This is a genomic window from Colwellia sp. BRX9-1, assembly GCF_014077195.1.
GTDB lineage: Bacteria > Pseudomonadota > Gammaproteobacteria > Enterobacterales > Alteromonadaceae > Colwellia_A.
In genome coordinates, this window is record NZ_JACGVM010000008.1 from 130755 (window position 1) to 144142 (window position 13388).

General features: G+C 38.0%; 14 protein-coding genes. 3 read left to right on the forward strand and 11 right to left on the reverse strand.

Annotated elements, in window-relative coordinates; all coding sequences use genetic code 11:
- Nucleotides 1–57: 57 nt before the first annotated feature.
- Nucleotides 58–1107: a polysaccharide deacetylase family protein gene (locus H4J76_RS09915; protein WP_182214452.1), complete on the forward strand. Its 1050-nt coding sequence runs from the start codon at nt 58–60 to the stop codon at nt 1105–1107.
- A gap of 58 nt (nt 1108–1165) precedes the next feature.
- On the opposite strand, the gene H4J76_RS09920 is transcribed toward H4J76_RS09915, so the two are convergent.
- The 5 genes from H4J76_RS09920 to H4J76_RS09940 all read right to left on the reverse strand — a co-directional run bounded on the left by H4J76_RS09920 (nt 1166) and on the right by H4J76_RS09940 (nt 5264).
- Nucleotides 1166–1807, reverse strand: a complete 642-nt coding sequence (locus tag H4J76_RS09920) for an SCO family protein (protein WP_182214454.1) — start codon at nt 1805–1807, stop codon at nt 1166–1168.
- 175 nt (nt 1808–1982) lie between these two features.
- Nucleotides 1983–2927 carry a heme o synthase gene (gene cyoE / locus H4J76_RS09925; protein WP_182214456.1) on the reverse strand — a complete coding sequence of 315 codons (945 nt, stop codon included), beginning with the start codon at nt 2925–2927 and terminating at the stop codon, nt 1983–1985.
- A gap of 9 nt (nt 2928–2936) precedes the next feature.
- Complete coding sequence (locus H4J76_RS09930; protein ID WP_182230514.1) at nt 2937–3944, reverse strand: heme A synthase; 1008 nt, start codon at nt 3942–3944, stop codon at nt 2937–2939.
- 1 nt (nt 3945) lies between these two features.
- Complete coding sequence (locus tag H4J76_RS09935) at nt 3946–4506, reverse strand: hypothetical protein (protein WP_182230515.1); 561 nt, start codon at nt 4504–4506, stop codon at nt 3946–3948.
- 26 nt (nt 4507–4532) lie between these two features.
- Nucleotides 4533–5264, reverse strand: a complete 732-nt coding sequence (locus H4J76_RS09940) for an SURF1 family protein (protein ID WP_182214462.1) — start codon at nt 5262–5264, stop codon at nt 4533–4535.
- A gap of 56 nt (nt 5265–5320) precedes the next feature.
- On the opposite strand from H4J76_RS09940, the gene H4J76_RS09945 reads away from it, so the two are divergent.
- Nucleotides 5321–5536 (forward strand): DUF2909 domain-containing protein, encoded by a 216-nt coding sequence (locus H4J76_RS09945; RefSeq protein ID WP_070375487.1) that lies wholly within the window; start codon nt 5321–5323, stop codon nt 5534–5536.
- A gap of 78 nt (nt 5537–5614) precedes the next feature.
- Here the strand turns inward: H4J76_RS09945 and H4J76_RS09950 are convergent, their stop codons facing one another.
- From H4J76_RS09950 to H4J76_RS09975, 6 genes are all read right to left on the reverse strand, one after another.
- Nucleotides 5615–6499, reverse strand: coding sequence for a cytochrome c oxidase subunit 3 (locus tag H4J76_RS09950; RefSeq protein WP_182214464.1), 885 nt, complete (start codon nt 6497–6499; stop codon nt 5615–5617).
- A 52-nt stretch (nt 6500–6551) separates the two neighbouring features.
- Nucleotides 6552–7133, reverse strand: coding sequence for a cytochrome c oxidase assembly protein (locus tag H4J76_RS09955; RefSeq protein WP_182214466.1), 582 nt, complete (start codon nt 7131–7133; stop codon nt 6552–6554).
- 11 nt (nt 7134–7144) lie between these two features.
- Entirely contained in the window at nt 7145–8737 is a 1593-nt protein-coding gene (ctaD, locus tag H4J76_RS09960; RefSeq protein ID WP_182214468.1) for a cytochrome c oxidase subunit I, read from the reverse strand.
- A gap of 11 nt (nt 8738–8748) precedes the next feature.
- On the reverse strand, nt 8749–10305 hold the full coding sequence (gene coxB, locus H4J76_RS09965) for a cytochrome c oxidase subunit II (RefSeq protein WP_404842430.1): 1557 nt from the start codon (nt 10303–10305) through the stop codon (nt 8749–8751).
- A 565-nt stretch (nt 10306–10870) separates the two neighbouring features.
- Nucleotides 10871–11506 carry a transcriptional repressor LexA gene (lexA, locus tag H4J76_RS09970; RefSeq protein ID WP_182175283.1) on the reverse strand — a complete coding sequence of 212 codons (636 nt, stop codon included), beginning with the start codon at nt 11504–11506 and terminating at the stop codon, nt 10871–10873.
- 76 nt (nt 11507–11582) lie between these two features.
- Nucleotides 11583–12401 carry an alpha/beta fold hydrolase gene (locus H4J76_RS09975; protein ID WP_310733553.1) on the reverse strand — a complete coding sequence of 273 codons (819 nt, stop codon included), beginning with the start codon at nt 12399–12401 and terminating at the stop codon, nt 11583–11585.
- Nucleotides 12402–12776: 375 nt separating this feature from the next.
- On the opposite strand from H4J76_RS09975, the gene H4J76_RS09980 reads away from it, so the two are divergent.
- Complete coding sequence (locus tag H4J76_RS09980; protein WP_182214469.1) at nt 12777–13307, forward strand: DUF6942 family protein; 531 nt, start codon at nt 12777–12779, stop codon at nt 13305–13307.
- Nucleotides 13308–13388 lie beyond the last annotated feature (81 nt).

Below are 13388 nucleotides of genomic sequence, written 5' to 3' on the forward strand. Positions count from 1 at the left end.
TATAAAAAGAAAGCAAAACGCGCTATTTTTATGACTGACTAAACAAGGGCTTCACTCATGAAATTTTTATTACCTGCACTATTGCTATCTTGCTTTCACTTTTCTAGCTTTGCCGCTGTAATTTTACAATATCACCATGTTAGTGACAAAACACCGGCAAGTACTAGTATTTCACCGGAACAGTTTCAAATTCATATGCAGTATTTATCTGATAACAATTTCAATGTTATCGCGCTTTCAGATTTAATGAATTCTATCAAGAAACAGCAACCTATTACTGACAAAACAGTGGCAATAACTTTTGATGATGCTTATCTTGATATTCTACTCAATGGTAAGCCTATTCTCGACAAATTTAATTATCCTTTTACGATTTTTATCAACCCTGCCATTGTTGAGCGTGGTTCGAGTAACTATCTTACTTGGCAACAACTTAAAACGATGGCTGATCAAGGCGTTATTATAGCTAACCATGGCATGGAACATGACTCTATGGCCCGTATTAGTGAAGGTTTAACCGAACAGCAATGGCTAATGAAACATACTGAACTATTATTAGAGGCTGAAAGTATTATTAAAGAAAAAACCGGACAAAGTTGGCGCTATTTTGCCTACCCTTATGGTGAGTACACTCCGGCAGTACAACAATGGGTAGCACAAAACGATTTCATTGCTTTTTCACAACAATCAGGAGCCGTAGGCTTAGCGACAGATTTAACAAGCGTGCCACGTTTTCCTGCGTCAAAACCCTATGATCAAATATCTAGTCTGCGTGATAAATTAAAATCTTTACCTTTTAACATGACTTTACGTAATGAGAATGCAAGTACTATTGTCGAGTATAACCAATCAAAATCAGTGACTTTTGATGTTGTCGTTGAAGATTTTCTTCCCGCACAATTGAACTGTTATATTTCGGGTTTAGGTCGACAAAAAATAGAATGGCAAGAAGAAAATAGCTTTACCATTAATTATAGCGCGCCCTTGCCCATTGGCCGTGTTCGCTGTAACTGTACCGCGCCAAGTATTAGTGAGCCAGGACGTTATTATTGGTACTCAAAGCCTTGGTTTGTCTTAAAAGAAGGTATGCAGTGGTATCCGCTTTAACAAATATAGCGATTTAATAAACTTGTCAGCCCATAAAGTTAAGGATGACAAGTTTCCTTTATTCAGCTAATTTTACAATCTTTGCAAAATCACTGACCAGTTTCTCGCCATCAATGGTAGGTAATACACCCAAGGCTTGTCTAGGCTTAAAAATAGCCGCGATATCTCCCTGTGGATTAATTAACACTAAAGAAGCACTGTGATCGACTAAGTAACCATTATTGTCGGCTTCATCGCCTTCAGGCTCGTTAATCGCGTACATCATGCCAAGGTTACGAGCAAACGGAAATAACACACCATGGTCACCCGTAAGCGCAATAAACTCCTCATTAAAGTAAGCTATATACTGAGCTAATTTTTCTGGCGTATCTCTACTAGGATCAACAGAAACCAACAAAATTTGTGTATCTTTACTGATCGCTTTTAAATCGTCATAAACAAAGTTTAGTTCTTGTAATGTAGTCGGGCAAACATCAGGACAAGAAGTATACCCTAGAAATACCCACGACCATTTATTGGCTAATTGTTCTTTGGTAAAGGCTTGGTTATGATGATTCGTTAATTGAAACGGCTTAACTTCCCGAACCTGCTGATAATATAAAGCATGTTCGGGCTGTGGTAATACTGTCGCTTTTTGAAAGACAAAAAAACCTACTGCACCAGCAACAAGGGCGACAATGACATACAACAACTTGTTCATATTTAATTATTTCCGTTTGTCTTATCCAATAACCATTTGACTGATTAAATGGTCTACTTTTCATCTGGAAAAATAGATAAATACCGGATATAAAATTTAGTAAGTCGTTATCCTACTACTAAATATTATATCGAAGTAGCTTTGTCCTTACCCTTAACAATAATCAGATAATTGATCAGCTTGGTATCATAGGTAACAAATAATGGTCAAGTAATAGGATAATAAACAAGCCCATTAAATGTACGATTGAAAACTTAAAAGTGTCCATTGCCGTATTCTCATCGGCATTAAACTTAAGCTTCCAGGCGTAAGCAAAAAACATCAGATTCAATGTTACTGCGCCAATTAAATATAACCAATTACTCATTCCCACTAAATAAGGTAACAAGCCAACAACAAAAAGTAACACGGTATAAAGTAAAATTTGGGTTTTTGTAAAGTTTACCCCATGGGTTACCGGCAACATGGGAATATTTACTTTTGCATATTCATCTTTACGATGTATCGCTAAAGCCCAAAAATGAGGAGGTGTCCAAGTAAAAATCAATAACACTAATAACAAAGCATTAGGGTGTATTTCATTGGTCATTGCTGTCCAACCTAACAGTGGGGGTATGGCTCCAGCTAAGCCACCTATCGTGATATTTTGAGGCGTAGCACGTTTCAAATACATAGTATAAACAAAACTGTAACCCACCAAACCTGCAAAAGTAAGCCATGCCGTTAAGGGATTAACCAAGCTATATAAAATGGCAAAACCACTGACCGCTAAAAACATAGCAAACAAAGTCGCATTTCTCGGCGTTAAACGTCCCGTAGCAACGGGCCGGTTATAAGTTCGCCCCATAATACTGTCAATTCGTTCATCAACAATGTGATTTATCGCGGCGGCGGCTGATGATAAAAAGCCAATACCCACCATTGAAGGAATAAGTACTTGCCATGGAATGGTACCCGGTACAGAAAGACACATCCCCACCAGAGCGGTTAACACTAAGAGTGCCACTACACGAGGCTTAGTGATTTCATAATAATCTCGCCAAATAGCGGTTTTAGTCTCTATAACTTCAGGTGTAGTTGCTGGCCCGTTTGGGCTTTCTGTTGATACTGATTCGCTCATAAGTATTCCTTATAATTTCCGTCGTAAACTGTAGGTTAACGTGATCAAAGACAACATTAGACATGCTGCTACCACGTTATGACTCACCGCAACTGCTAACGGTAATGAGAACCAGATATTGCTAATACCCAATAATATTTGGCAACTAAGAATAAACGCTAAGCTAATAGCTGCATTCTTAAAAAATGCAGATTGAGATTTTCGAAATACCATTAATGCTAACCAAAAAAGATAAAGCCCAGTGACAATGGCTCCTAATCGATGAACAACATGAATCGTTACACGTGAAGCATGAGATAAATGACCAAATTCGTAACTGTCTTTTTCTGGTGGGATCAAATCAAATGAATCTTCGAAGGTCAATTGCTCTTGCCAGCCTGACTGGCAAATAGGTAATTCAGTACAAACCAAGGCAGCATAGTTTGACGATGTCCAGCCCCCTAAACCTATTTGTGCGGTTAACAGTACAATACCAATTAAGCCGTATCTGCCATATTTCTTAATGGCGAAATCACCACCTGGTACCCTAAAGTCAGCCAAGCGTAAGTATAATAAAAATAACAAACTCAAGGTTGTAAAACCACCAAGTAAATGACCCATAACGACAATCGGCATTAGTTTCATGGTTACGGTCCACATGCCCAAGGCCGCTTGGAAAATGACCACCACGAGTATCAACATCGGCAACCTTAATGGCGTACCTTGATCGCGTTGTCGGTAAGACATAAATGCTATCGCTAGAATTAATAAACCCAACGCACCAGCAAAATATCGATGGATCATTTCATTCCATGCTTTATGCGCTTCAACTTTTCTTTCTGGAAATGCTTGCTCTGCTTTAATAATTTGTTCTGCGGTTGCAGGTACATCAATTAATCCATAACAACCTGGCCAATCTGGACAACCTAAACCCGCATGCGTTAAGCGCGTATAAGCACCTAAGCTAACCACGACTAGTGCTAATAGAATACTAATTAAGACTAAGGTACGAACACGATGATTAACACGATTTTTCATCTTAACCCACCCTTGAATACTTAAGTAATTTCTTCATATCGGCTAAAATTTCTTTACCAAACATTGCTTGAGCATCATCATTTGTCGGTGGTTTATGAGATAAAACCACATTACCTAAAGGGTCAACAACTAAGACTTTGGTATCTGATAAAAAGTCATCAACTAGACTTGGAGTAGAAATGATCACCCAGCTGTTTTCAATTAACCTTTCCGTTTGCTGAGGTGAGAGTGGATTAGGAGAAAGTGCGACGCGCTTTACTCTGGGCATTTCTCTACCCAGGGCTATGTAAGAGTTATTAACACTAAGTAACGTTTGTTCACAGTGATCATCACAATGCTGTGGCAAGCTATAAATAATTGACCAAGTTTTTTGTAAAGCGGGTTGACTCAAGCCTAACTTTTCTAAAGTCAGTTCATTCTCAACTAAAGTGCCTTTGTTCGTCACACCATAATCAAGCCAATTTTGAGTTAAGGCGAGTTTTGCTAACACGATAGGGAGGATAAAAGCGCCCAGCACCATGACCATACTACGACGAGATTTTTTCTGTGATACATCATTCATACACTTAGACCTTATTATTTTTTTTATTAGTGATTTAACGCTTGTTCACTATTTTTACCCAACTTAATTGACGCCCATATCATCAACAATAACCATGCAATCGCTAAACTGAACCATTGAAAGGCATAAGCACGATGTTTTTCAGGTGGCATAACAATTGGTTGCCAATTTTTTTCATAACCCACACTCTCTGTTTTATCTAAGTAGACGACAAAGGGCAAGAGTTGACGTGAAATTAATGTTGAAAATTTATCTAATTCTATCTGCTGAACACGCAATGGCCACTCACCTTTAACCAAGACTTGTTCCATTAACATTATGCCTTGCTCTATTTTACGTACGTGGCCTGATAGTTGATACTTTCCAGTAATAGCCTGCACATCGGGAATTTCTTGACGATTTATAGAACCTACTACCCAACCTAAATTAACTAAGACCGCCTGCTCACCACTATTAAACACTTGATAAACACGATAACCTAATTGTCCTTTATTCGTTTGGTTGTCTAATAAAAAAATAGTATTATTATCAAATTCCCCAAACATAGTGATCGGTAGATCATTAATTTCATTTTTTTCTGAGAGCACTTGAGAAAGTGACAAGGCTTGTGTTTGGCTCAATTGTGTAATGGTTGCGATGCGTTGCTCTTTTTGTAAAGCACGATCACTTTGCCATAATCCGAGTTTTACTAATCCGGAAAAAACAAGTAGGGTAAATATCAACCAAGGTAGGCGAATGTTTGATATAAAATTTTTCAAACAATTAATTCCTTAAATATGCTTAAAGCGAACATAACAACATAGGAAATTTTTAAATGGCATTTGCGATAAAAATAATTATTATTGGCTGCTTAGTCTTCATGGTATTTAGCCTGTTTCAGGCACTCTTTGTCTTAAACAAAAATGACCCAAGTAAACCGTCAATGTCAAAATTTATTGGCCGACGCGTGATGATTTCAGCCTTCATTATTATACTTATGCTAGTCGCTATTTTAACAGGCGTTATTACGCCACACCCACGACCATTCTAATCAACTCGCTTAAAAATAAAAAGTAGGTGAAGCTAGCTTCACCTACAATATTTCTTAAACGTTTATATCAGTAATTTTTTATACGATATAAACAAAAACAAACAGTATCACCCAAACCACATCAACAAAATGCCAATACCAACTTGCCGCTTCAAAAGCAAAAGCATTTGTTGGGGTAAAGTGGCCTTTTAACACCCTTAAAAATACCACAATAAGCATGACGGTACCTAAGGTAACGTGCATACCATGAAAACCGGTCAGTAAGTAGAAAGTTGAACCATAGATACCACTAGTTAAGTACAATTTCATTTCTTCTGAATAGCCGTGCATATACTCTACAACTTGCAAGAATAAAAAGACAACACCTAATAATATGGTAAAACCTAACCATATTTTCAGCATTTTACGATTATCTTTTTCTAAGGCTGAATGTGCTAAATGTGCAGTAATTGAAGACGTTAATAACAAAATAGTATTAATTAACGGTAGGCCATACCAGCCCATTTGAGTTGTTTCGGTTCCATCTGGTGTGACTAATAACGGCCAACTTGCGACAAACTCAGGCCATAAAACAGCACCAGTCATGGCATTATTATCTGCGCCGCCCAACCAAGGTACTGATAACGTGCGGGCATAAAATAAGGCACCAAAGAATGCTGCAAAAAACATCACTTCAGAAAAGATAAACCAGCTCATTCCTTGACGAAATGAGTTATCCATTTGATGGCTATACTTACCTGCCATCGATTCGTTTATAACGTTACTGAACCAACCATAGAGCATGTATATAACTAAACAAATGCCGGCAAGCAATATGTAACCGCCAATGCCACCTTCGCTACTATTTAACGTAGAAACATAGTTCCCGGCGCCAACAGCAATTAAAAACAGTGCCACTGCGCCAACAATTGGCCAATGACTTTGTGATGGTACGTAATAACTTTCATATTCTTTTGTTGTCATTATTATTCCCCTAAACAAATACTGTTACACGCTAAGTGCTCAGTATAAATTGCTACGATTCCACTTTTCCGGTCACGTCATACAAAGTGTAAGACAAAGTTAGCGTTGAAATATCTTCAGGTAATTCTGGGTCAACATAAAACTGTAACGCCATTTCTACCTCTTCATTCGCTTTTAGCGGTTGCTGCGTAAAACAAAAACATTCAATTTTTTGAAAATACGCTGCCGCTAAACCGGGCGATACTGACGGAACTGCTTGGCCAATAATATCGCGGGTGGATTCATTTTTTGCATAAAATTTAACAAGTTTCATTTCACCGGGATGAACTTTTATTTCACGGACCATAGGTTCAAACTGCCAAGGTATACCTTGGGCGGTTCGACTAATAAACTGCACCGTAACAATCCTTTTTGTGTCAATCTGCTCAACATTATAGACAGCAGCGGCAGTGGTTGACGTTTTTCCATTCAAACCAGTAATATCACAAAACACATCATATAAAGGGACAAGTGCAAAACCAAAACCAAACATACCAAAAACAATCATAACCAGCTTTTTTATCACTTGATTGTTTTTCGTTATAGCAGTGCTATCTTTGTTATTTGAATTTTGCAATTCGTCACCTTTATTCATATTTTATTAACTTAATCAATTTTTGGTGGTGTTGAAAATGTATGGTACGGAGCAGGACTTGCAACAGTCCACTCTAAACCTTCAGCGCCATCCCAAGGTTTAGCCGATGCTTTCTCTCCACCTCTAATACACTTAATGACTACCGCTAAGAATATTAGTTGCGAAAGACCAAAGGCAAAACCACCAATACTGACCCACTTGTTGAAATCAGCAAACTGCAACGCATAATCTGGAATACGACGAGGCATGCCCGCTAATCCTAAAAAGTGCATAGGGAAGAATAGTAAATTAACTGAAATCAGTGAACACCAAAAATGCCATTTAGCTAACGACTCGTTATACATATGACCTGTCCATTTTGGCAACCAGAAGTATGCACCAGCATAAATCGAGAATAATGAACCGGTAACTAATACATAATGAAAATGAGCAACAACAAAGTAGGTATCATGGTATTGGAAATCAACAGGTGTTAATGCCAACATCAAACCAGAGAATCCGCCTATAGTAAATAAGATGACAAACGCGATAGAAAATAACATCGGCGTTTCAAAGCTCATTGAACCACGCCACATAGTTGCGACCCAGTTGAACACTTTAACACCCGTAGGTACGGCAATTAACATGGTGCAATACATGAAGAACAGTTCACCAAATAACGGCATACCTGTCGTGAACATGTGATGCGCCCAAACAATAAATGACAACACAGCAATCGATGCCGTTGCATAAACCATTGAGCTGTAGCCAAATAACTTCTTACGAGCAAACGCTGGGATAATTGTCGAAACAATACCAAAAGCAGGTAAAATCATGATGTAAACTTCAGGATGCCCGAAGAACCAGAAAAGATGCTGGAACAATACCGGATCACCGCCACCAGCGGCATCAAAGAAACTCGTACCAAAATAAGTGTCGGTTAACAACATAGTTACCACACCTGCGAGCACGGGCATCACCGCAATCAATAAGTACGCGGTAATAAAAAATGTCCAAACAAACAATGGCATTTTCATGTAAGTCATACCAGGCGCACGCATATTCATAATAGTAACAACAATATTAATTGCGCCCATTATTGATGAGATACCCATAATATGAACAGCAAAAACAAAAAATGCCGTACTACCATTTGAATAGGTTGTAGAAAGTGGTGCGTAGAATGTCCAACCAAAGTTAGGCGCACCTGACTCCATAAAGAATGTAGACAAAAGAATCCCAAAAGCAAAAGGTAGAATCCAGAAGCTCCAGTTATTCATACGTGGTAAGGCCATATCTGGAGCACCAATCATCATAGGTATCATCCAGTTAGCAAACCCGGTAAAGGCCGGCATAATTGCACCAAATACCATGATCAAACCATGTACGGTTGTTAGCTGATTGAAAAAATCAGGCTCCACTATTTGTAAACCGGGTTGGAATAACTCGGCTCGAATAACCATGGCTAAAGCGCCGCCGGTTAATAGCATAATAAAAGCAAACCATAGATATAACGTACCTATATCTTTATGGTTTGTCGTGTACAACCAACGTTTGATGCCTTTCATTTTATGGTCATCATGATGATCGTCGTGCGATTCTTGTTCTATAACGTCTGTAGTCATTTTATATCCTCCTACTTCGCACTAGCAGCATCAACAGCTGCAGGTTGTACTAAATCACCGGTGTTATTGCCCCAAGCATTACGCTCATAAGTAACAACTGCCGCTATTTCGGTTTTAGTTAACTGACTACCAAAAGCAGCCATAGCAGGGTTTTTCTTACTGCCATTAATAACCATATCTATATGCACAGCAATATCACCCAGTGCAATTGCACTACCTTTTAGTGCTGGAAATGCCGGAGGTAAACCCGCACCAGAAACTTGATGACAAGCAGCACAAGCTTTCATGTAAACTTGCTCACCCATAACCATCAGTTCATCTTCGCTGTACACTTTAGTTAGATCTTCTACTGGGGCTTCTTCAGCAACCATTTCAGCAACTGCTACCGGTGTTTCTGTGTCATTGCCTGATCCCTTAGCAGCACCTTTAACATCAGCGGCTTGTACGGCATCACCGGTATTGTTACCCCAAGCATTACGCTCGTAGGTCACAACTGCAGCAATTTGCTTCATACTTAACTGCTTACCATAAGCTTGCATACCTGTACCCGCTTTACCATTGAGTACAATATCAATATGCTCGGCAATACTACCCGTAGCAACTGGACTTCCTTTAAGTGCAGGAAATGCAGGAGGTAGACCAGCACCAGAAACTTGATGACAGGCAGCACAGTGGGCAATATAGGTAGTTTCACCCAAGGTCATCAATTCATCCATTGATGCGGAAGCGTTAAGAGATGCTTTCTCAGCAGCAGCGGCTTGAGCGTTGAGTTGGTGTTGTTCATCAAGCCATTTTGCATAGTCTGCTTCAGACTTTACTTCGACAACAATTGGCATAAAACCATGGTCTTTGCCACAAAGTTCAGCACACTGACCTCGGTATATCCCAGGCTTGTCAACTTTTGTCCATGCTTCATTAATAAATCCTGGGTTAGCATCTTGCTTTACAGCAAAAGCAGGTACCCACCAAGCATGAATAACGTCGTCAGAAGTGATTAAAAATCGTACTTTTTTATTAACTGGAATGACAAGGTGTTTATCAACTTCGAGTAGGTAATTTTCACCTTTGACTTTATCGCCAGCATCAACATTAAGGTGTTTACCTTCTTGTGTTTCATACTGTGATCTTGGCGTCGATAAAACGGAGTAGAACTCAATATCTTGATCAAAATATTTGTAATGCCATTTCCACTGAGAGGCGGTAACTTGAATGGTAACGTCAGAATCGTCGTTATTTTCCATTTCAATCAGTGTTTTTGTTGCTGGTACAGCCATAGCGATAAGAATGACAATGGGAATTGCTGTCCAGAGGATTTCTACTTTTGTACTTTCATGAAAATCTGCTGATTTAGCCCCTTTGGATTTTCGATGGAAAACCATTGACCAAAACATAGCACCAAAAACGACCACACCAATTGCTACACATATATACATTGCGAGCATATGTAGATCGTAAACATCTCTACTTACTTCTGTTACACCCTTGGTCAGATTTAATTGCATATCTGCCCAAGCTGAACTGGAAAGAACACTCCCCAACAACAGCCAACCTAGGTTACGTCTTTTCACACGACATCTCCTTCACCCTATAAAAGTTTAAAACTTGATACCTAGGACAAAACACATCCTTTAGTACGGATTTTTATTATTTTCTTAGCGATTTTGTTATCAACCAGTTAGCGTCGACAACATCGCCTTATATTTATATTTGTACACATTCCAAACTAGAATTACTTAAAAGTTGATCTGGGTCAATTTAAAAATCGAGCTATTTTAAAATAAAAACCAATAAAAACAATAGAGTATCAACTCTAATACAGGCAAAGGCCTAATAACAAAGGGCTGTAGCCGTAGTATTAAAAATAAACAGCTGAGTATAAATACGCGTATTGTAAAAATTGATCTTGGTTGTTTTTTAATCAGAGAAAGATAAAGTTGTTTGAATGGGCTTTAGAATGAAAATTATTCTTAGTAAAGAGAAAGGTTTGCATGAAAAGAATACGAAAGGTTAGAAAAGCAAACTTTAGCCTATTTTATACACTAAAGTTTGCGGAGCAGTTTTACATATTTAATACTATATTTGTTAGATAAATTGGCTTAGTTACCACCAAGTTTATTGGATAGGTTAACTTAATTACATCCAGTCTGCCGAGCGAATAACGCCAACAGCCAACCCTTCAATATTAAACTCTTGATCAGACAAATCGACTTTTATAGGAGAGAAGTCATCATTTTCAGCATGTAAGTAAACGATGTTACCTTCTCGTTTATAACGTTTAACCGTAACATTTTCTTCGACACGAGCAACAATTACTTGGCCATTCTGTACATCGGTCGTTTGATGAACCGCTAACAAGTCACCATCAAGTATGCCGATATTTTTCATGCTTTCGCCATTAACTCTCAATAAGTAATCAGCAGCTGGGTGGAACAAATTACCATCAACTTTGTAATGATCTTCAACATGCTCTGCAGCTAAAATAGGTTCACCTGCAGCCACTCTGCCGATTAAAGGTAAACCGGCTTCTTCCATTAACTTCTCAGTCAAACGAATGCCGCGAGAAGTACCTGGCAACATTTCTATATAGCCTTTTTTAGCCAAAGCTTTTAAATGTTCCTCTGCTGCATTTGCTGATTTAAAGCCAAAAAACTTGGCTATTTCAGCACGCGTTGGTGGCATGCCCGTATCGCTTATTTTGTCTTTGATCAGATCAAAAACTTGTTGTTGTCGGTTCGTTAGAGGGCGTAATTCGCTGATTTCATTTAGCATAGGGAGCCTGTAAATTTACACAGTTGTTACTGTGAGTATATACAGGTCGTTAGTAAAGGCAAGTTTTCTAGTCGAATTATTTTTGAAAACTCCCTGATTTTAAATAATGGATAACTTGTTCGATAACTTTTTCGTTTTTCATCATAAATGGATGGGTCGTTTCCATTTCAATGTGATCATTCATACCATCAAGTTTGGTACTAGCAACCGAAACTTTACCATCATCTTTATCAGGAATAAGTGTTGATAATATCCAATTAATACTTTGATTACCGGCAATAACACCCAAATCAAAATTAGCATTGCCAAGGTTACTAGGGACACTGAATTCGCCGGTACCTAATTGCATACCCGCATCACCATTGATGAAACTAAAACCAGGTGTATTTTTTAGTTTATCAACAACTTCACTGCCTTTGTTTGGTGGACCTAGCATCACGACTTTATGTAAATTAGGTATTTTATGCATACTTAAATATTGGCGAACTAATATACCGCCCATTGAATGGGTAACAAAGTTAACTTGGCGATTTTCACAAATTAATAGCGCTTTAGAAATCACTTTTTCAGCCAACTCTTCTATCGAATAATCTCTAGAAGGGTAGTTGATATTTATCACAAAATATCCTTCTGCTAACAATCGTTTTTCAATAGCTTTCATGGAGTTAGCCGAACGTGCAAGCCCATGCAGTAAAATTACACATTCACCATTAGCTAAAGAATCTGCTGGCTCTTCAAAAGAAGCTTGAATTTTATAGCCACGTTCAACCGAAGTATCTAAGCTTTCTTGTTCAATCATATTTTTTAAACGAGTTTCTGCATCAGTAATTTTTTTACTAAATTGTTCTTTAAGTAGCGCTAGGTCTGACTTAAGTGCTGCAATTTTTTCATTCATAGCTGCGCTCCATCATTTTTTTTTAGAATTCATTATTGATACTGTAGTCATGTTAAACAGCAGCTAAGCAATATATTTTTAGCTGCCACAAATATAAAATATAAAACAGTTTTCTCCAACAAAATTTGAAACCATTACCCTTGTAATGTCATTTTTTTCGATAAACTTCTCGCGTGGACCTTTAAATAGCCATAGAAAGCTATACGATATTAACATTTTATATTAGTTATCTGTTAGACATTGATAATCTTCAATCGATCTAACTTTACCAGTAACTACATACATTCAAGCAAAAAAATTTTAAGGACGTTTTACTTGTCTCGATTATAAATTTACAATTCAACATACCCCCCACGTAAAATGAGTTAAGTACCATTGAATGTTATTGGTTTAGGTTGCTCAAACTTTAGCGTCGCCGTTTATATTGGCAATAAACCGAGTATGCTTGAATATCAGCAATTATCTTGTCTATCGCCGCTAACCTTGGGCGAAATAGAGATGGTTAATCAAGCTTGTGGCAATGGTTGGCGGAAAGTTTTCAATGTTTATGCGAAGCTGCTTTACGCACTCGATAAAGAAAAATTCGCTTACTCAACACTTGCGCCAACTTGGCAAAAATATCGAGAGCGATTTTTGCTGCAGCAAGGCTCTCAAACGGCTTTATTATTTTCTCCGCCTCAGTTATCAACCACTAAGCAAACTCTGCATATTATTTGTGGAAAAACCTACGCCAAAAATTTGTTAGCGACAAATCAACTAAACGCTAATTTCACTTGGCTAGATGAGCAATTTGCTATTGATAAAGCTAAAAATTTAATTGTGTGTCCCTATTTTGATTATCGGCAATTGTCGAATGCTAATATTGAAAAATTAGCCTTTTTACTCAACGATATAAATAGCCAGTGAAAGCTGGCTATTCATTTATATAGTGTTAAATTAATGTATACTATATTTATTAAAGGAGAAAATAATTAGCCTCATGATTAG

Excerpts from the sequence above, each read along its gene's own strand:
- H4J76_RS09915 (WP_182214452.1), top strand. The coding sequence starts at position 58 with ATGAAATTTTTATTACCTGCACTATTGCTATCTTGCTTTCACTTTTCT.
- H4J76_RS09920 (WP_182214454.1), bottom strand. The coding sequence starts at position 1,807 with ATGAACAAGTTGTTGTATGTCATTGTCGCCCTTGTTGCTGGTGCAGTA.
- cyoE (WP_182214456.1), bottom strand. The coding sequence starts at position 2,927 with ATGAGCGAATCAGTATCAACAGAAAGCCCAAACGGGCCAGCAACTACA.
- H4J76_RS09930 (WP_182230514.1), bottom strand. The coding sequence starts at position 3,944 with ATGAAAAATCGTGTTAATCATCGTGTTCGTACCTTAGTCTTAATTAGT.
- H4J76_RS09935 (WP_182230515.1), bottom strand. The coding sequence starts at position 4,506 with ATGAATGATGTATCACAGAAAAAATCTCGTCGTAGTATGGTCATGGTG.
- H4J76_RS09945 (WP_070375487.1), top strand. The coding sequence starts at position 5,321 with ATGGCATTTGCGATAAAAATAATTATTATTGGCTGCTTAGTCTTCATG.
- H4J76_RS09950 (WP_182214464.1), bottom strand. The coding sequence starts at position 6,499 with ATGACAACAAAAGAATATGAAAGTTATTACGTACCATCACAAAGTCAT.
- H4J76_RS09955 (WP_182214466.1), bottom strand. The coding sequence starts at position 7,133 with ATGAATAAAGGTGACGAATTGCAAAATTCAAATAACAAAGATAGCACT.
- ctaD (WP_182214468.1), bottom strand. The coding sequence starts at position 8,737 with ATGACTACAGACGTTATAGAACAAGAATCGCACGACGATCATCATGAT.
- lexA (WP_182175283.1), bottom strand. The coding sequence starts at position 11,506 with ATGCTAAATGAAATCAGCGAATTACGCCCTCTAACGAACCGACAACAA.
- H4J76_RS09975 (WP_310733553.1), bottom strand. The coding sequence starts at position 12,401 with ATGAATGAAAAAATTGCAGCACTTAAGTCAGACCTAGCGCTACTTAAA.